General features: G+C 69.8%; 19 protein-coding genes. 15 read left to right on the top strand and 4 right to left on the bottom strand.

The window, feature by feature from the left end; genetic code table 11:
- The first annotated feature begins 13 nt into the window (after positions 1–13).
- The 3 genes from rnk to BM388_RS14590 all read left to right on the top strand — a co-directional run bounded on the left by rnk (position 14) and on the right by BM388_RS14590 (position 2,513).
- Positions 14–427, top strand: coding sequence for a nucleoside diphosphate kinase regulator (rnk, locus tag BM388_RS14600; protein WP_089851455.1), 414 nt, complete (start codon positions 14–16; stop codon positions 425–427).
- 33 nt (positions 428–460) lie between these two features.
- Positions 461–1,078, top strand: coding sequence for a LysE family translocator (locus BM388_RS14595; protein WP_089851453.1), 618 nt, complete (start codon positions 461–463; stop codon positions 1,076–1,078).
- Positions 1,079–1,292: 214 nt separating this feature from the next.
- Positions 1,293–2,513 (top strand): EAL domain-containing response regulator, encoded by a 1,221-nt coding sequence (locus BM388_RS14590; protein WP_089851452.1) that lies wholly within the window; start codon positions 1,293–1,295, stop codon positions 2,511–2,513.
- Here the strand turns inward: BM388_RS14590 and BM388_RS14585 are convergent.
- Positions 2,453–4,207 (bottom strand): acyl-CoA dehydrogenase family protein, encoded by a 1,755-nt coding sequence (locus BM388_RS14585; protein ID WP_089851450.1) that lies wholly within the window; start codon positions 4,205–4,207, stop codon positions 2,453–2,455. The two genes, BM388_RS14590 and BM388_RS14585, sit on opposite strands and share 61 nt — an antisense overlap.
- A gap of 120 nt (positions 4,208–4,327) precedes the next feature.
- On the opposite strand from BM388_RS14585, the gene BM388_RS14580 reads away from it, so the two are divergent.
- On the top strand, positions 4,328–4,912 hold the full coding sequence (locus tag BM388_RS14580) for an NUDIX hydrolase (protein ID WP_089851448.1): 585 nt from the start codon (positions 4,328–4,330) through the stop codon (positions 4,910–4,912).
- Between the two features lie 131 nt (positions 4,913–5,043).
- The gene (locus BM388_RS14575; protein WP_089851446.1) at positions 5,044–5,529 is read left to right on the top strand and encodes a glutathione peroxidase; all 486 of its coding nucleotides are present in this window, start codon (positions 5,044–5,046) and stop codon (positions 5,527–5,529) included.
- Between the two features lie 64 nt (positions 5,530–5,593).
- Here the strand turns inward: BM388_RS14575 and BM388_RS14570 are convergent, their stop codons facing one another.
- Positions 5,594–5,980 carry a DUF7079 family protein gene (locus BM388_RS14570; protein ID WP_089851444.1) on the bottom strand — a complete coding sequence of 129 codons (387 nt, stop codon included), beginning with the start codon at positions 5,978–5,980 and terminating at the stop codon, positions 5,594–5,596.
- A gap of 200 nt (positions 5,981–6,180) precedes the next feature.
- Here BM388_RS14570 and fabV point away from each other — a divergent pair, with 200 nt between their 5' ends.
- From fabV to BM388_RS14555, 3 genes are all read left to right on the top strand, one after another.
- The gene (gene fabV, locus BM388_RS14565; protein WP_089851442.1) at positions 6,181–7,392 is read left to right on the top strand and encodes an enoyl-ACP reductase FabV; all 1,212 of its coding nucleotides are present in this window, start codon (positions 6,181–6,183) and stop codon (positions 7,390–7,392) included.
- Between the two features lie 62 nt (positions 7,393–7,454).
- A complete protein-coding gene (locus BM388_RS14560) occupies positions 7,455–7,664 on the top strand; it encodes a hypothetical protein (RefSeq protein ID WP_089851440.1) in 210 nt (69 codons plus the stop codon).
- Between the two features lie 121 nt (positions 7,665–7,785).
- A complete protein-coding gene (locus tag BM388_RS14555; protein WP_175535113.1) occupies positions 7,786–8,763 on the top strand; it encodes a GlxA family transcriptional regulator in 978 nt (325 codons plus the stop codon).
- A 92-nt stretch (positions 8,764–8,855) separates the two neighbouring features.
- Here the strand turns inward: BM388_RS14555 and BM388_RS14550 are convergent, their stop codons facing one another.
- On the bottom strand, positions 8,856–9,473 hold the full coding sequence (locus tag BM388_RS14550; RefSeq protein WP_089851436.1) for a class I SAM-dependent methyltransferase: 618 nt from the start codon (positions 9,471–9,473) through the stop codon (positions 8,856–8,858).
- A 142-nt stretch (positions 9,474–9,615) separates the two neighbouring features.
- Between BM388_RS14550 and BM388_RS14545 the strand changes: the two genes are divergently transcribed.
- From BM388_RS14545 to BM388_RS14515, 7 genes are all read left to right on the top strand, one after another.
- Positions 9,616–10,830 (top strand): aspartate aminotransferase family protein, encoded by a 1,215-nt coding sequence (locus BM388_RS14545; RefSeq protein WP_089851434.1) that lies wholly within the window; start codon positions 9,616–9,618, stop codon positions 10,828–10,830.
- Between the two features lie 50 nt (positions 10,831–10,880).
- Complete coding sequence (locus tag BM388_RS14540) at positions 10,881–11,954, top strand: arginine N-succinyltransferase (RefSeq protein WP_089851432.1); 1,074 nt, start codon at positions 10,881–10,883, stop codon at positions 11,952–11,954.
- Positions 11,954–13,000, top strand: a complete 1,047-nt coding sequence (astA, locus tag BM388_RS14535; protein WP_089851430.1) for an arginine N-succinyltransferase — start codon at positions 11,954–11,956, stop codon at positions 12,998–13,000. Before BM388_RS14540 ends, astA begins: the two co-directional genes overlap by 1 nt.
- Positions 13,000–14,469 (top strand): succinylglutamate-semialdehyde dehydrogenase, encoded by a 1,470-nt coding sequence (gene astD, locus BM388_RS14530; protein ID WP_089851428.1) that lies wholly within the window; start codon positions 13,000–13,002, stop codon positions 14,467–14,469. Before astA ends, astD begins: the two co-directional genes overlap by 1 nt.
- An 8-nt stretch (positions 14,470–14,477) precedes the next feature.
- On the top strand, positions 14,478–15,854 hold the full coding sequence (gene astB / locus BM388_RS14525) for an N-succinylarginine dihydrolase (RefSeq protein ID WP_089851426.1): 1,377 nt from the start codon (positions 14,478–14,480) through the stop codon (positions 15,852–15,854).
- A gap of 103 nt (positions 15,855–15,957) precedes the next feature.
- Positions 15,958–17,136: a cell division protein ZapE gene (zapE, locus tag BM388_RS14520; protein WP_089851424.1), complete on the top strand. Its 1,179-nt coding sequence runs from the start codon at positions 15,958–15,960 to the stop codon at positions 17,134–17,136.
- A gap of 93 nt (positions 17,137–17,229) precedes the next feature.
- On the top strand, positions 17,230–17,985 hold the full coding sequence (locus BM388_RS14515) for a trimeric intracellular cation channel family protein (RefSeq protein ID WP_089851422.1): 756 nt from the start codon (positions 17,230–17,232) through the stop codon (positions 17,983–17,985).
- On the opposite strand, the gene BM388_RS14510 is transcribed toward BM388_RS14515, so the two are convergent.
- The coding region (locus BM388_RS14510; RefSeq protein ID WP_139233951.1) for an integrase core domain-containing protein at positions 17,945–18,362 on the bottom strand (418 nt) is incomplete at its 5' end. The genes BM388_RS14515 and BM388_RS14510 overlap by 41 nt on opposite strands.

Below are 18,362 nucleotides of genomic sequence, written 5' to 3'. Positions count from 1 at the left end.
TCCAGGAGGCCCTATGACGACGCGTCCCCCCCTTATCATCAACCGGCTCGATGCCGAGCGGCTGCAGCGGCTCATCGACGATGCCGACGACGACACCCTGGCGGTGGCCGAGGCCCTCGAGGAGGAGCTGGCGCGCGGCGAGGTCGTCGACCCGGAGGATGTGCCCGAGGACGTGGTCAGCATGTGCAGCCAGGTACAGTTCAGCGATCTGGACCGCGATCGCCAGATCATCCGCACCCTGGTCTATCCCCATGCGCTGAGCACCACCGAGGACGGCATCTCGGTGATGGCGCCGGTAGGGGCGGCCCTGTTGGGCCTGCGCATCGGCGATACGATCGTCTGGCCCCTGCCGGGCGGTCGCGAGTCGCGGCTGCGCATCGATGCCATCCTCTGGCAGCCCGAGCGGGAAGGCCAGTTCCACCGCTGAGGCCGTCCCCCTTCCGATAACGGAGATAGTGGTATGCCGTTTTCTCTCTGGCTCTCGCTGGCCGCGGTCTGCGCCATGGGGGCGATGTCGCCCGGCCCGAGCCTGGCCATGGTGCTGCGCCACACCCTGGGAGGCGGGCGCATGCCGGGTGTCTCGGCGGCGCTCGCCCATGCCCTGGGGGTGGGCTTCTATGCCCTGCTGACGGTGTGGGGGCTGGGCGCGGTGATCGTGCGCCTGCCGATGCTCTTCCAGGTGATCACCTGGGCGGGGGCTGCCTATCTGGCGTGGCTCGGTGTCAGGGCCCTGATGGCCGGCCGGGGCGGTGCCCTGAACGCTACGGGAAGCGCCACCAGCCGTTCTCAGGCCGCCCGCGAGGGCATGCTGGTGGCCCTGGCCAACCCCAAGCTGATCCTCTTCTTCATTGCGCTGCTCAGCCAGTTCGTCACCCCGGAGATGAGTCTCGAGGCCAAGGCGCTGGTGGTCGGTACGGCGATGGTCATCGACGCCGGCTGGTACGTGCTGGTGGCGGTGGGCCTGTCGCACTCGCGGGTGCTGCCGTGGCTGCAGGCGCGAGCCCACTGGCTCAATCGCCTCACCGGGGTGCTGCTGCTGGCGCTGGCGCTGAGGGTGGTGGTGGGGCCGCTCGGCTGACGCCCTCGGCCGACGCCCTCGCCTGAACCCCTCGACGGTCCCTCTCCCTATCGATGCTGTCGACTGATTCGCTTGGTTGATCCCGTTGAGTGAGGCTTTTGGCTCACCCTTTCGATGGAATTCCAGCGTTGATTGGCTTGATGCTTCTCGCGCCAGTGAGTCAGGCGTTTTGCTGATAGGGTGGAAGCAAGTCTATAGGCCGGAATCACCCTGGATGAACGATCTGACAATGCAGGTCTCGCGGCTGGCCTTGGTGCTAGAGGAGGATCCCGATGCCGCCGCCACGCTCTCCTTGCAGCTGCGTACATTGGGAATGGAATCCCGCTACTGTCGCCAGGGCCAGCATCTGATCGGCGAGGTCGTGGCGCGGCGCCCGCATCTGGTCATCATGGCCCTCGAGTTCGGCGATCACGATGGCTTTTCCATACTGCGCCGGCTCGCCGAATGCGGTTATCGCGGCCGGCTTCTGCTGCTCAGCGGGGTCGAGCGAAAGATCGTGCGCATCGCCGAGCGGCTGGGCCAGGCCCTAGGGCTTGCGATGCTGCCCTCGCTGGATAAGCCGATGCGCCTCGCCGAGCTGCGCCAGCGCCTCGAAGGCGAGGCCCCGGACGACGAGCCCGATGCCCTCCATCCGTGTCGCCTCGAGGAGCTTGACCGGGCCTTCGCCCGCCAGGAGATCACGCTCCACTATCAGCCCCAGTTCGAGCTCTCCAGTGGTCGCCTGAGCGGCGTCGAGGCGCTGGTGCGCTGGGCCCACCCCGAGGCGGGATTGCTGATGCCGGGCCGCTTTTTGCCCCTGCTGACCCCCGATCAGAATCGCCACCTGACTCGCCGTGTGCTGCAGCTGGCCCTCGAGGACGCCCACCGCTGGCGCCGGGCCGGGCTTGCCCTGTCGCTGTCGGTCAACGTCACCGCCGACGACCTGATGTGCCCGGAGCTGCTGTCGCTGGTCAGCGAGGGGCGACGCGCCTTCGGCGAGACGCCGGTGGTGCTGGAGATCACCGAGACCGCCGCCATGGAGGACGAGCTGCTCGGCAGCGAGGTCGCGGCCCGGCTGCACCTGAGCGGCCTGGAGGTCTCGGTGGATGACTTCGGGGTGGGCTTCTCGTCGCTGGCGCGGCTGCAGCTGCTGCCGATCAGCGAGCTCAAGGTCGATCGCAGCTTCGTCAGTCGCCTGCTCGAGGATCCCCAGGATGCCGCCATCGTCGAGGCGGTGGCGCTGCTCGGGCGCCGGCTGGGCATCCGGGTGGTGGCCGAGGGGATCGAGGATCTCGCCTGCCTGCCGACCCTGGAGCGTTTCGGCTGCACCCACGTGCAGGGCTTCGGCCTGGGGCGGCCGATGCCCGCCGCGGATATCCTGGCGCTGGCCGATGCTCAGTCGCCGATCCGCGCCAGCAGCGCCGCCAGCGGAGCATTGCCCGGCAGCACGCCGTAGGCCGGGCCGGCCTCGCCGCCCAGCCGCGTGCGGCAGAAGGTCTCGGCCACCGCCAGCGGGCCGTGGCGCAGCAGCAGCGCCCCTTGCAGACACTGCGCGAGGCGCTGGGCCAGCCAGCGGGCACGCGGCTCGAGCGTGTTCGGCGCCGCGCCAAGCTCCGCCTCCAGCTTCGTCCAGGCGCAGTCGAGATCGGCCTGTTGGCCCCGCGCCGCGCTCACCTCCTCGCGCACGGCCGCAAGCGACGCCGGGTGGCGGGCCATCACCCGCAGCAGGTCGAGGCAGATCACGTTGCCCGAGCCCTCCCAGATCGAGTTCACCGGCGCCTCGCGATAGAGCCGGGCGAGCGGCGTCTCCTCCACGTAGCCGATGCCGCCGAGGCACTCCATGGCCTCGGCCATGAAGCCGGGGGTGCGCTTGTTGTGCCAGTACTTGGCCAGGGTCGGCAGCAGCCGGGCCAGGGCGGCCTCCGACGCCTCGCCGCGGGCCGCGCCACCGAAGGCCCGGGCGGCGCGCAGCGAGAGGGCCAGGCCGGCCTCCACTTCTATGGCCATGTCGGCCAGCAGCACACGCATCAGCGGCTGCTCGGACAGGGCGCGGCCGAAGGCGTGGCGCTCGCGCACGTGCCGCCAGGCCTCCACCAGCGCCTGGCGCATCATGCCCACCGGGGCGGTGGCGGCATCGAGCCGGGTCTGCTGGACCATCTCGAGGATGGTGGCGATGCCGCGCCCGGGCTCGCCGATCGCTTCGGCCCAGGCGCCGCGGTACTCGATCTCCGCCGAGGCGTTGGCGCGGTTGCCGCACTTCTCCTTGAGGCGCTGCAGCTCGATGGCGTTGCGCTCGCCGTCCGGCGTGAAGCGCGGCACGAGAAAGCACGAGAGGCCCGCGTCGGTCTGGGCGAGGGTCAGGAAGGCATCGGACATCGGGGCGCTGCAGAACCACTTGTGGCCGGTCAGGCGCCAGCCGTCCATGCCCGTTTCGGCGCGCGTGCTGATAAGGGCTTCGGCTCGTGTGATGCTGGCGAGGGGGGCGGCTCGCGTGGCGGCGAGGGGGTCGGCTCGCGTGGAAGTGACGAGGGCATCGGCTCGTGTGGTGTTAGTTCGCACGTCGCTGCCGCCCTGTTTCTCGGTCATCGCCATGCCGACGGTCAGGCCGCTCTTCTCGGTGGCCGGCAGCGCGCGGGGATCGTAGTCCCAGGCCAGCAGGCCCGGCGCCCAGCGAGCCTCGACGGCGGGCGACTGGCGCAGTGCCGGCAGGGCGGCGTGGGTCATGGTGATCGGGCAGCAGAATCCGGGTTCGGCCTGGGTCAGCAGGTAGAGGGCGGCGACATGCGCCTGATGGCCGCCGCGGCCCTCCTCCTGCCAGGCCACGGCGTGCCAGCCGTGGTCGATGGCGAGATGCATCAGCGCGTGGTAGGCCGGGTGGTAGCTCACCTCGTCGAGCCGCCGGCCGTGGCGGTCGAACAGGCGCAGCTCCGGCGGGTAGCGGTTGGCGGCCTCGCCCAGCGCCTGGACCTCGGCGCTACCGGCCTCGCGGCCCAGTGGCGCGAGGCGTCTGGCCACCCAGTCCGGCGCCTCGCGGGCCAGCGCCTCGCACAGCGGGGCGTCCTCGGCGAGCAGGTCGCGCGCGCTCGGCGGGGCGGGCTGGTTGGTCACCGCGTGGGTGGCGAGGCGGGTGCGGGCGGCGGCGTCGGACATGGTCGAGCTCCGCGTGTGGGCCTTCACTGAGCATGGTCGGCGCTCCGTGGGCGGTCAACGCGTGGCGTGACGCTTCCGTCGCGACTGGTTAGGCTGAAGGCAATTTCACTGGAGTCCCCCATGACCGTCCCATCCTCCGAGGCCGGTGCGCCGCCCGAGCCGCTCATCGCCGATGAGCAGATCCAGCTGGTGGATACCCGCAACCGCCCCTGCGGCAGCGCGCCGCGGGCCGCCATGCGGCGCTTTCGTTTCTGGCACCGGGCCACCTATATCGTAGTGCGCAACGCCCGCGGTGAGCTCTGCGTGCAGCGTCGCACCCTGACCAAGGAGGTCTTCCCGGGCGGCCTGGACCTGGCCGCCGGCGGGGTAGTGGGGGCCGGCGAGGCGGTCCACGTGGCGGCGCGCCGCGAGCTTTCCGAGGAGCTCGGTATCCGCGGCGTGCCGCTGCGCCACGCCCTGGAGTTCGTGCATGCCGAGCGCGGCAACCATATCTTCGGCAGCGTCTTCCTGGTCGACCACGATGGGCCGCTGACCCTGCAGGCCGAAGAGGTGGCCGATGCCTTCTGGCTGTCGCCCGACGAGGCCCTGGCCCTGGAGGGCATCACCCCGGATACCCGCCAGGCGGTCGAGGCGCTGCGGGCCGCCGGCGAGCTGGCACCCAAGCCCAAGCCCAAGCCCAAGCCCAAGCGCAAGGCCCGGCCATGAACCGTCCCGCGCGGCTCGATGAACTGGGCGCGGCAAGGCTGAAGCGCGCGGCACCGGCGGCCGAGAGGGGCGGGACTGGCGCGTCAGGAATCGGCGTGGCATCGTAGGAATATTGAGAGCGAGCTTGATCCATGACCATTCATGACCACGAATGCCGCACCCAGAGCGGCCAGCCCTTCAACCTCCGCGCCCTGCGGGGCCAGGTGCTGCTGATCGTCAACGTGGCCAGCCAGTGCGGCTTCACCCCGCAGCTGCGCGACCTCGAGCACCTCTATGTGCGCTACCGTGACCGCGGTTTTACCGTGCTGGCCTTCCCCTGCAACCAGTTCGCTCGCCAGTCGCCCGAATCGGCGCTGGATTTCAGCCGCTTCGCCGAGCATGAGTTCGGGGCCTCTTTCCCGCTGATGGAGAAGGTACGGGTCAACGGCAGCGGCGCCCATCCGCTGTTCGTCGAACTCAAGCGCCAGGCGCCGGGCATGCTGGGCACCGGCATGATCAAGTGGAACTTCACCAAGTTTCTGGTCGGTCGCGATGGCCGGGTGATCCGGCGCTTCTCCCCGCGCGACGGCGAGGCGGAGCTTCTCGAGGCGCTCGAGAAGGCCCTCGACGAGTCCTGATCCACTGGCGCTCGCGCCGGCTTATCATCACTCTCATTCGGGCCGCAGGCTCCTCGCGCCAGGGTCAGGGCGTCTCGCCGCGCTCGACCATCAGCCGCCCGATCAGCTCGTTCCAGCGATGGCGCGTCATCATGGTGGTCAGCCCCGAGAACAGCGCCCAGCTCTTGCGCCGCCAGCCCTTGAGCCGCAGGTTGTGGGACACCAGCTGCTGCATCAGCTGATAGTCGTCGAAGGAGCGCCACTCGCCGGCCACCGACAGCTGGTGGCGGGCCATCACCGGGGCGAGCTCCAGGCGGAAGATCCACTCCAGGTCGCGCAGGCTCAGCTCGTGGCGCTCGATCTCGGCGACCATGTGCGCGTAGTCGGTCTCGCGGGGCTCACGCTCCAGCCACAGCGGGGCCAGCGCGAGCCACAGCTCGCCGCGCTCATCGACCAGGGTCTGCGCATCCATCCACTCTCTCCTGCCAGGTTTGCCGCTCGGGCGTCGCCGGCAATCCTGCACCAGCCGGGCAGTAGCCTCAAGGGCGGACAGCCGGCGCCCTTGCCGCTAGAATGTGGCCCACTCCGGCACGGCCCATGCGTTCGTGTCACTCATTCGAGTCCGGCGGCCGTGTCAGGCCGTCGAGTCCGTCAGCAAAAACGAGGTCTGTCGTGATCATCAAGCCCAAGGTTCGCGGTTTCATCTGCACCACCACTCATCCCGTCGGCTGTGAGCAGAACGTGCTCGAGCAGATCGAGGCGACCCGCGCACGGGGGCTGGACGAGGCCCTGGGTGACGGAGAGCCGCGCCCGAAGAAGGTGCTGGTGATCGGTGCCTCCAGCGGCTACGGCCTGGCGGCGCGCGTCACCGCGGCCTTCGGCTACGGTGCCGACACCCTGGGCGTGTTCTTCGAGAAGCCGGGCACCGAGAAGAAGCCCGGCACCGCCGGCTGGTACAACAGTGCGGCCTTCGACAAGTTCGCCAAGCAGGAAGGGCTCTACAGCAAGTCGATCAACGGCGACGCCTTCTCCCATGAAGCGCGTGAGAAGGCCATCGAGCTGATTCAGCAGGACATGGGCCAGGTGGACCTGGTGGTCTACTCGCTGGCCTCGCCGGTGCGCAAGCTGCCCGACTCGGGCGAGCTCAAGCGCTCCAGCCTCAAGCCGATCGGCGAGACCTACCGCGCCACCGCCATCGACACCAACAAGGACGCCATCATCGAGGCCGAGGTCGAGCCCGCCACCGAGCAGGAGATCGAGGACACCAGGGCGGTGATGGGCGGCGAAGACTGGGAGCTGTGGATCGATGCCCTGGATCGCGCCGGCGTGCTGGCACCGGGCGCGCGCAGCGTGGCCTTCAGCTACATCGGCACCGAGATCACCTGGCCGATCTACTGGCACGGGGCGCTGGGCAAAGCCAAGGAAGACCTGGATCGCGCCGCCAGCGAGATCGGCCAGCGCCTCGCGGCCACCGGCGGCGGTGCCAACGTGGCGGTGCTCAAGTCGGTGGTCACCCAGGCCAGCGCCGCCATCCCGGTCATGCCGCTCTACATCGCCATGGTCTACCGGGTGATGAAGGAGAAGGGCCTGCACGAGGGCACCATCGACCAGCTCAACCGCCTGTTCGGCGAGCGGCTTTATGGCGGCAGCGCCGAGACCGACGAGGCCGGCCGCCTACGCCTGGACGACTGGGAACTGCGTGACGACGTTCAGCAGGCCTGCAAGGATCTGTGGCCCCAGGTGACCACCGAGAACCTCTTCGAGATCACCGACTACGCCGGCTACAAGCACGACTTCCTCAAGCTGTTCGGCTTCGAGCGCGACGATGTCGATTACGACGCCGAGGTGAACCCGGTGGCCGATTTCGATGTCGTGAACCTGTAGGACCCGCGTTTGCGGCAGGTGGGCATGGCGCGGGATCGGTTCTTTAGTGAAGGAGTCGTGCCATGGATACCCGCGACAGCAAGACGCCGGAAGAGGAACTGCAGCATCTCAAGGAAGTGAGCCAGCCCGAGGACTTCGAGCACCCCGAGCCGGACGCGGAGCAGCCCGAGGCCAGGCAGGACGCCGGCGGAATGTCGTGGCTGCTGCTCGTGTTGATCGGAGCGGTGGCCGCCGTGGTGATCGGCCTGCTGGTGTTCGGCCTGGGTGGCTGACCGTTCGTCTTCCTTGCGCTGCGACGCCGGGCCTCGTGCCCGGCGTCGTCGCGTCTGGACGGCTGTCGAGCGCGTCGCCATTGGATAGAATGTGACCTTTCACCCGCAACGAGAGCGCCCCATGCCCGAGTCTTCGATGGCCTCACCGAGCATGTCGATTTCACGGCATGTCGGCGTGGTGGTGCTGCCCGGTTTCTCCCTGCTGGCCGAGGCCTGCGCCACTGAGCCGTTGTTCGTGGCCAATCGGCTGGAGGGGCGCTCGCTCTATCGGCTCACCACCTTCGCGACCGCCTCGGGCCCGGTGGCGAGCGCCTCCCAGCAGGCGCTGATGCCCCAGGCCGGCATCGGCGAAGTGGATGAGCCGCTGGACCTGCTGCTGGTGTGCGCCCCCGGGCCGCTCGCCGGTCGCGTCCCCGAGGCGCTGGTCGACTGGCTGCGTCGGCTCGCCGGTGCCGGAGTGCTGCTGGGCGGTATCGGCGGCGGCACCGAGGTGCTGGCCCGGGCCGGCGTACTCGACGGCTATCGGGCTGCGCTGCCCTGGCAGCGCTTCGACGCCGTGGCCGACGACTTCCCCCAGGTGCGCCTCTCGCGCCAGCTCTTCGAGATCGACCGCGACCGCCTGACCTGCGGCGGCGGCACCGCGGCCATGGACATGATGATGACTCTGGTCGGCAGCCAGCACGGCCCCCGGCTCGCCGAGCGCATCTCCGAGCACTTCGTGCTGGAGCGCATCCGCATGGGCGACGAGCCCCAGCAGATGCCGCTGCGCTCGCGGCTCGGCCATGCTCCCGAGAGCCTCGCCGAGGCGGTGGCGCTGATGGAGTCCAACATCGAGGAGCCGCTGACCACCCATGAGCTGGCCGAGCACCTGGGCATCTCGCGGCGTCAGCTCGAGCGGCTCTTCAAGAAGTACCTGCAGGCCGTGCCCAGCCGCTACTACCTGGACCTGCGCCTGCAGCGGGCGCGTCGCCTGCTGCGCGAGAGCGACCATCCCGCCGGCGAGATCGCCCTGCTGACCGGCTTCTCCTCGGCGGCCCACTTCTCCACCGCCTACCGCAACCACTTCGGCATCACGCCCCGGGAGGAACGCCTGGCCTGAATCCGGCAGGCGCCGTGGCGGCGATCGGTCGCGCCCATTGCGCTCTGGCGCCGCCGCAGCGGCGGGCGTACGGGGCCGGCCGCTCGGCCTGATCAGGCGGGGCGGGCCAGCAGGGCGCGAAACAGCGTGCCCATCATCACCGGGGTGTCCTGCTCGATGACGAAGCCGGCCTCGCAAAGCAGCGGCCGGGCCTGGCGGGTGATGTCGGTGGCGATGGCCGAGGTGAGGGCGTTGAGGCCGCGGCGGGGCAGGCTCGCCGGGCGCGCGTCGGCCTGGAACTTGTCCATCACGCAGAGTTGGCCGTCGCCCTTCAGGACCCGGCGGGCCTCCGCCAGTCCCCGCGCCGGGTCGGGCATCACCGCCAGGATCAGGTGCATCACCACCACATCGAAGTGATCGTCGGGATAGTCGAGCCGCTCGGCGTCCATCACCTCGGCCTGGACATCTCGACCGAGCCCCTCGGCGCGGCGCGCCAGGCGCCGCACCATGGCCGGCGACAGGTCGCCGGCATGCAGCTCGATGTCGCGGGGCAGCCAGGGCAGGTCGAGCCCGGTGCCGGCCCCGACCAGCAGCACCCGCATGTCGGGGCGCCAGTCCACCTGCGCCACGGCCCGGCGGCGCGCCTCGCGGAAGGCGCGCTCGGCCACCAGGTCGTAGACCGGCGCGTAGAGTCCATAGCGGACCCGGTTCCAGGCCGTGGTGTTGAGCATGAGGGACTCCTGGTGGATGGGTATCTTCAGCCTACCCCATCCTTTTACACAACTCCCCGTCCCATTGCTGAAAGCTTCCCGACCCGGCTCTCCCTATACTCGAGTGATAGAAAATATCGTCATTCCGAGAATGGAGAACCACATGAGCCAGACCCCGACCCGCGCCGATTTCGACCAGTACATGGTGCCCAACTACGCCCCCCAGACGGCGATTCCGGTGCGCGGCGAGGGGAGCCGCCTGTGGGACCAGGAAGGCAAGGAGTACATCGACTTCGCCGGCGGCATCGCCGTCAACGCCCTCGGTCACTGCCACCCGGTGCTGGTCGATGCCCTCACCGAGCAGGCCAACAAGCTCTGGCACCTGGCCAACGTCTACACCAACGAGCCGGCCCTGAAGCTCGCCCAGGCACTCGTAGAGCGCACCTTCGCCGACAAGGTGTTCCTGTGCTCCTCCGGCGGCGAGGCCAATGAGGCGGCCCTCAAGCTGGCACGCCGCTGGGCCTATAACGAGCATGGCGAGCACAAGGACAAGATCATCTCCTTCCGCCAGTCGTTCCACGGCCGGACCTTCTTCACCGTCAGCGTCGGCGGCCAGCCCAAGTACTCCCAGGGCTTCGGGCCGATCCCCGGCGGTATCCTGCACGCCGAGTTCAACGACCTCGAGGCGGTGCGGGAGCTGATGGGCGACGACACCTGCGCGGTGATGGTCGAGCCGATGCAGGGCGAGGGCGGCATCGTGCCGGCCACCCAGGAATTCCTCGAGGGGCTGCGCGCGCTGTGCGACGAGCACCAGGCGCTGCTGATCTTCGACGAGGTGCAGACCGGCGTCGGCCGCAGCGGCTCGCTCTACGCCTACATGGAATACGGGGTGACCCCGGACGTGCTGACCAGCGCCAAGTCGCTGGGCGGCGGCTTCCCGGTGGGCGCCATGCTGACCACCGACGCCATCGCCCCGGCCATGGCCATCGGCACCCACGGCTCCACCTATGGCGGCAACGCCCTGGCCTCCGCCGTGGCGCTGGCCGCCGTGGAGTACATCGACACCCCCGAGGTGCTCGAGGGCGTCAAGCACCGCCATGATCTGTTCCGCGAGCACCTCGAGGCGATCAACCGCCAGTACGGCGTGTTCAAGGAGATCCGCGGCATGGGCATGCTGATGGGCGCCCAGATGTCCGAGGAGTACGAGGGGCGCGCCAAGGAGATCCTGCCGCTGGCCATCGAGGAGGGCCTGATGGCGCTGATCGCCGGGCCCAACGTGCTGCGCATGGCGCCGTCGCTGGTGATCCCCGAGGCGGACATCCGCGAGGGCATGGCACGCCTCGAGCGGGCAGTGGCGCGGCTGGTGGCGGGGCAGTGAGCCGCGGCTCCCCCCTGCGCGACGACTCATCCCCCACCGGAGATCCTGCCATGCTGGTCATTCGTCCCGTTCGCCCGGCGGACCTGCCGTCCCTGGAGCGGCTGGCCGGCAGCGCCACGCCGCGCCTGACCAACCTGCCGGCCCACCGTGACCGCCTCGAGGAGCGCATCGCGCGCTCCCAGCGCGCCTTCGCCGGCGACATCGACGCGCCCGGTGACGAACACTACATCTTCGTGCTCGAGGACCTGGAGCGCGGTGAGGTGGCCGGCACCGCCACCATCCGCGCCCAGGCCGGCGCCCGCGAGGCCTACTACACCTATCGCCAGGAGACGTTGATCCACGCCTCCCAGCAGCTCGACGTGCGTCGTGAGGTGCCGACCCTGGCGCTCTCCCACGAGGTCTCCGACGCGACCCTGCTCTGCGCGCTGTCGCTGGATCCCCGCTACAAGGGCACCAGCGCCGAGAGCCTGCTGCGCCGCGCGCGGCTGATGTTCATCAGCCAGTATCCCGAGCGCTTCGCCGACCTGCTCGCCATGGCCTTCCCGGGCTACCTGGACGGGCAGGGCGAGTCGCCGTTCTGGAACAGCGTGGGCCGCCACTTCTTCGTGCGCGACTACCAGGAGATTAACTACTTCGCCGGGGTGCGTTCGAAGAGCTTCGTCGCCGAGGTGATGCCGCAGTTCCCGCTCTACCTGGCGCTGCTCACGCCCCAGGCCCGCGCCGCCATCGGCCGCGAGCATCCCGACCACGAGTCGGCGATGAACGAGATGCTGGCCGAGGGCTTTTTGCGCAGCCGCCATGTGGACATCTTCGATGCCGGCCCGGTGATCAAGGGCGAACGCGAGCGCCTGGCGAGCTTCCGCCGCGCCGCCTGGCACCCGGTGCGCATCCGCCCGGCCCATGCCCTGCCCGATGCCGAGCCGGCCATGATCGCCAACCAGCGGCTGGCGGACTTCCGCTGCGTGGTGGCGCGCTACGCGCTGTCGCCCACCGGGCAGCTGATGCTCTCGCCCGAGCACGCCGAGCTGCTGGGCGTGGAGGAGGGCCGCGCCGTGCTGGCCGCCCCCCTGGCGCTGCCGGGCGCCGACGCCGACGAACCGGGCTACGACGAGGGAGAGCTGTAATGCGCATGAGACCGATCGTCGAGACCGATATCGACGAACTCCAGGCCCTGGCTCGGGAGACCGGCGTGGGCTTCACCTCGCTGCCCGACAACCGCGAGTTCCTGGCCGCCCGGATCGCCTCGACGGTGAGCGCCTTCGAGGAGCGTACCCCGGTCGACCAGCGACTCTACTTCTTCGTGCTGGAGGACGAGGAGACCGGCCGGCTGGCCGGCTGCTGCGCCATCGAGGGCCAGGTGGGGCGCGAGACGCCGTTCTACCACTATCGCCTGGGCACCCTGGCGCACTCCTCGGTGCAGCTCGACCTGCACCGCACCATCGATACCCTCTTCCTGAGCTCCGACCACACCGGCGACGCCGAGGTGGCCTCGCTGTTCCTGAGGCCCGAGTACCGCGGCGGCGATCCCCGCCATCAGCGCAACGGCGCGCTGCTGTCGATGATGCGCTGGCTGTTCATGGCCGAGTTCCGCGACCGCTTCCCCGAGAAGGTGCTGGCCGAGATGCGCGGCGTCTTCGACGAGCGCGGCCGCAGCCCCTTCTGGGAGTGCCTGGGCAGCCACTTCTTCCCGCTGGACTTCGATGAGGCGGACAAGCTCACCGGGCTCGGTCAGAAGAGCTTCATCGGCGAGCTGATGCCCAAGTTCCCGATCTACACCCCGTTTCTCAGTGAGGCGGCGCGCGCCTGCATCGGCGAGGTCCACGAACACACCCGCCCGGCGCTGGCCATGCTCAAGAAGCAGGGGCTGCGCTGGGAGGGCTACATCGACATCTTCGACGGCGGCCCAACCGTCGAGGCCTACATCGACGACGTGCGCGGCGTGCGGCTGTCGCGGCGCTGCCGGGTGGAAGTGAAGGCCGGCACGCTGGAGGCGACGCCGCGCCCGCGCTGGCTGGCGGGCACCACCGGCATGGCCGGCTTCCGCGCCGCCTGGCTGGGCCGGGGGCCTGACGAGCATGGCGTGGTGACCCTCGACGAGGGCGAGGCGCGTCGGCTGGAGGTCGCCTCCGGCGACACCCTGCGCATACTGGATACCGAGGAGGAGGCGTGATGAAGGCAACACAACAACTGCTGATCGGCGGCACCTGGCAGGCCGGACGAGGCGAGACCTTCACCAAGCGCGACCCGGTGGGAGGCGGGCGTCTCTGGGAGGGCCAGGCGGCCGACGAGGCCCAGGTGGACGCTGCCGTGACGGCCGCCCGCGCTGCCTTCCCGGCCTGGGCGCGCACCCCCTTCGCCGAGCGCCAGGCACTGGTGGAGAGCTTTCGCGAGGTGCTCGAGCGCCACCGCGAGGATCTGGCCGCGACCATCGCCCACGAGACCGGCAAGCCCCTCTGGGAGGCACGTACCGAGATCGGCGCGATGATCGGCAAGGTAGCGATCTCCCTGCGCGCCTACCAGGAGCGCACCGGCGAGCGCAGCCGCGATCTGGGCGACGCCACCGCCGTGCTGCGCCATCGTCCCCACGGCGTGATGGCGGTATTCGGCCCCTACAACTTCCCCGGGCACCTGCCCAACGGCCACATGGTGCCGGCGCTGCTGGCCGGCAACAGCGTGGTCTTCAAGCCCAGCGAGCAGACGCCGCTGACCGCCGACCTCACCCTGCAGTGCTGGCAGGAGGCGGGGCTGCCCGACGGGGTGATCAACCTCGTCCAGGGTGCCGCCACGACGGGCCAGGCGCTCTCCGCGCACCCGGGCATCGACGGCCTGCTGTTCACCGGCAGCGCCCGGGTGGGCGGCATCCTGCATCGCCAGTTCGCCGACCAGTTCGACAAGATCCTGGCCCTGGAGCTTGGCGGCAACAACCCGCTGGTGGTCAAGGACGTGCCCGACCAGGAGGCCGCCGTGCTGACCATCCTGCAGTCGGCCTTCCTCTCCGGCGGCCAGCGCTGCACCTGTGCCCGGCGGCTGATCGTGCCCGAGGGTCAGGTGGGCGATCACCTGCTGGACGCCCTCAGTGACGCCATCTCGCGGCTGCGGGTGGCCGGCCAGTTCAGCGAGCCCGCGCCCTTCTATGCGGGCCTGGCGAACGTGGCGTCGGCCGACGGCCTGCTCAAGGCTCAGGATGAGCTGGAGGCGCGCGGCGGCACGGTGCTCTCGCGCATGGAGCGCCTCGAGGCCGACACCAGCCTGCTGAGCCCCGCGCTGATCGACGTCACCGGCCTCGAGGTACCCGACGAGGAGCACTTCGGCCCGCTGCTCAAGGTCTACCGCTACCGCAGCTGGGACGATGCCCTGCGTCTGGCCAACGACACCCGCTACGGCCTCTCGGCCGGTCTGATCGGCGGCGAGCGCGGCGACTGGGACGACTTCCTGCTGCGCATCCGCGCCGGCATCGTCAACTGGAACCGCCAGACCACCGGCGCCTCCGGCGACGCACCCTTCGGCGGCGTGGGCGAAAGCGGCAACCACCGCCCGAGCGCCTATTACGCGGCCGACTACTGCGCCTATCCGGTGGCCTCCATGGAGAGCGAGGCGCTGGCCCTGCCCGAGACGCTGCCGCCGGGGGTGACGCTATGAGCGATGGAATGAACGATATCGAGCAGCAGCCGATCGTGGACGCGCGCGAGGTCAATTTCGATGGCCTGGTCGGCCCGACCCACAACTACTCCGGCCTGGCGCTTGGCAACCTGGCCTCCATGACCCACCAGGGCCTGGTGGCCAACCCGAAGGAGGCCGCCCTCCAGGGCCTCGGGAAGATGAAGTCGCTGATGGACGCCGGCTACGCCCAGGGCGTGTTGCCGCCCCAGCAGCGGCCCGACCTGGGCGCGCTGCGCCGCCTGGGCTTTCACGGCAGCGATGCCCAGGTGCTGGCCCGGGCGGCCGGCGAGGCGCCGCAGCTTTTGCGGGCGGTCTGCTCGGCCTCGAGCATGTGGACCGCCAACGCCGCCACCGTGACGCCCTCGGCCGACGCTCCGGATGGTCGGGTGCACTTCACGCCGGCCAACCTGCAGTCGAGCTTTCACCGCTACCTGGAGCCGGACACCACCGGTCGGGTGTTGGCCTCGATCTTTCGCGATCAGGGCCACTTCGCCCATCACCCGGCGCTGCCGGGGACGCCGGCCTTCTCCGACGAGGGGGCGGCCAACCACACCCGGCTCGCCGCCGAGTACGGCGAGCCCGGCGTGCATCTGTTCGTCTACGGCCGGGCGGCCTTCGGCTGGGGCGCGGGGGAAGGCGTGGCGCCGCGACGCTACCCGGCCCGCCAGACCCTGGAGGCGAGCCAGGCGATCGCCCGACAGCACGGCCTCACGGAGTCCCAGGTGGTGTTCGCCCAGCAGCATCCCGAGGCGATCGATGCCGGCGTCTTCCACAACGACGTGATCGCGGTGGGCAACGGCCCGGTGCTGCTCTATCACGAGCGAGCCTTTCTCGACGAGCAGGGCACCCTGGACGAGCTGCGCGCGAAGATGGCGACGCCCTTGATCCCGGTGCGGGTGCCGGAGGAGGCGGTCAGCCTCGAGGACGCCGTGGCCTCGTATCTGTTCAACTCGCAGCTGCTCTCCAATCCCGACGGCACCATGACGCTGGTGGTGCCCGGCGAGTGCCAGGAGCGCGAGAGTGTCTGGCGCGCCATCCAGGATCACCTGCTGGCCGGCCACAATCCCATCGCGGAAGTGGTGGTCAAGGACGTCAAGCAGAGCATGCGCAACGGCGGCGGGCCCGCCTGTCTGCGTCTGCGGGTGGTGCTCTCGGCGGCCGAGCGGGCCGCGCTCTCAGGAAGGGTGCTGCTGGACGACGGCCTGCACGGCGATCTCACCGCTTGGGTCGAGCGCCACTACCGCGATCGTCTGGCCCCGGAGGATCTGGCCGATCCGCAGCTCGCCGCCGAGACCCTCACCGCCCTGGATGAGCTGACGCGGCTCCTTTCCCTCGGCGCCGTCTACCCCTTCCAGCGGGGCTGAGCTCGCAGAGGGAAGCCGCCCAGAGGGCCCGCCCCGGGACGGGGCGGGTCCTCTGCGGTAGGATCCGCCTGCACGTAGGGAAGCGGAGCCGCAGGGGAACGGGATGACCATCGACGTCAGGACCATCGAGGGCAGGAACAGTGACGCCGCGATCGGCGGCGAGGCGAGGTCGCCTCAGGCGGCCTACCGGCAGGCGCTCGGGCGTGGCGGCATCGTCGACGACGCGGCCCAGGACCGGGCGATCGAGCATCTCGAGGCCTGCTTCCACGCCTTGCACGAAGGGCCGGGTGGCGTGCCCGGGGTCTACCTCTGGGGGCCGGTCGGACGCGGCAAGACCTGGCTGATGGACCTCTTCCAGCATCACCTCGGCGTGCCCTCGCGGCGCCAGCACTTCCACCACTTCATGCGCTGGGTGCATCACCGCCTGTTCCGGCTCTCCGGCACCGCCGACCCGCTGACGGCGCTGGCTCGGGAGCTGGCCGACGAGGTGCGGGTGCTGTGCCTCGACGAGCTGTTCGTCAGCGATATCGCCGACGCGATGATCCTCGGCGGGCTGTTCGGCGCCATGTTCGAGCACGGGATCACCCTGGTCTGCACCTCGAACCAGGCCCCCGATCAGCTCTATGCCGAAGGCTTCAACCGAGAGCGCTTCCTCCCCGCCATTGCCGCCATCGAGCGGCACACCCGGGTGGTCGAGCTTGACGGCGGCCAGGACCATCGCCTGCACCCCGGCCAGGCCCACCCCCGCTACTGGGTCTCGCGCCCCGGAAAGCCGAGCGCCCTGCATGGGGTATTCGACCGGCTGCGCCAGGAACAGCCGGTGAGCCACGCCCCCATCGAGCTGGGGCATCGCGAAATTGCCGTGATCCGGCGCAGCGAGCGGGTGCTCTGGTGTCGCTATGGCGATCTGTGCGAGGCGCCGCTGGCGGCCCTGGACTTCATCGCCCTCGGCGATCGCTTCGATCACGTGCTGCTGAGCGAGGTCCCGCGGCTGAGCCGTCACGAGCCGGCGAACACCATCGCCCGGGGCACCGAGGACGGCGTGGCGAGGGTCGCGGCCGGCGATCGGGACTTCCCCGCACTGTCTCGCCATGACGACGGCGTGCGCCGCTTCATCGCCCTGGTCGACGAGTGCCATGACCGGCGCATTCCGCTCTATCTGGAGGCCGAGGTGGCGATGGACGAGCTCTATCCCCACGGCTATCTCGCCTTCCCCTTCCGGCGGGTGCTCAGTCGCCTGCGCGAGATGCAGCTGGCGCGCTTCGGGCGCGACCTGCCGTGAGCGAGCGGTCCGCGGGCGCCATACCGCCCGCGATGAGGCCAAAACGCGCCGCGATGCGCTATGCTGCCGGCCAGCGCACAAGGGAGAAACGATGTGACGGGGCTGGTCTACTGGCTGGACATGGCGGGGGTGATCGTCTTCGCCCTCTCGGGGGTGGTGCTGGCCTGCCGCTCGCGGATGGATCCGTTCGGCATGCTGGTGCTGGCGGCGGTGACCGGGATCGGCGGCGGCACCCTGCGTGATCTGGTGCTGGGCGTGCGGCCGGTGTTCTGGGTGACGGATCCGACCTACCTCTGGGTGATCCTCGCCACCGTGGGGCTCTCGATTCTCGGCTTCCACTATATCCACCGCCTCTCGCGGGGCTTCCTGCCGGTGGCCGATGCCTTCGGCCTGGCGCTGTTCACGGTGATCGGCGCCCACAAGGCCCTGATGCTCGAGGCGCCCGGCGTGGTGGCGGTGCTGATGGGGATGCTGACCGGCGTGGCCGGCGGCATGACGCGCGACGTGCTGGCGCGCCGGGTGCCCATGGTGCTGCGCAGCGAGATCTATGCCACCGCCTCCATCGCCGGCGGTGTGGCCTTCGTCGGCCTGGAGGCCCTTTCCGCTCCGCTGGGAATCTCCATCGTCACCGGGCTCGGGGTCACCCTGGGGCTGCGGCTCTCGGCCATCTACTGGGGCCTCGCCCTGCCGGTGTTTGCCTGGGTGATGGTGCAGCCGTCCCAGACGCCGGAGTTCCAGAAACCGGACGGTCATGACGACGAGACGCCGCCGCCGACTCAGCGGCGAGCCAAGGCGCGGGTGAGGATGATCACCCCTGGGCGCGCCCGGCGGGGAGGCAAGTCGAGGTGAACGATGAGATGCCCGCCGGGGTGTCGGGTCCCGTGTGATTGACCACCCGCTTGGTAAATAACTCAGGTCGCTTGGCCTGCCATTCCTTCATCACCGCAATCGGTGATTGATGGTGCAGCGCCTTCTGGGGAATGTGGTGATTGTATAGCCACGTATAGCGTTTCAGCGTCTGCTCCAGATCTTCTCCTGAGGTATAGCGCCTTGTCGCTAGCACATCGCTGATGCGGCCATTGAAGCGCTCCACCATGCCGTTCGTCTGCGGCCTTCCCGGCTTGATCAGACGATGTTCGATACCATCGGCCTGGCACTCTTGGTCAAATGCATGGTTCCCGCTGGGCTTTCGCTCACCGGCCCGAGTGAAGCGATCGGTGAAGGAT

This window comes from Halomonas saccharevitans (genome assembly GCF_900116405.1).
In the GTDB taxonomy this organism is placed as follows: Bacteria; Pseudomonadota; Gammaproteobacteria; order Pseudomonadales; family Halomonadaceae; genus Halomonas; species Halomonas saccharevitans.
Note: the sequence above shows the minus strand (reverse complement) of the source record. Positions and strands in the feature narration are given on the sequence as shown.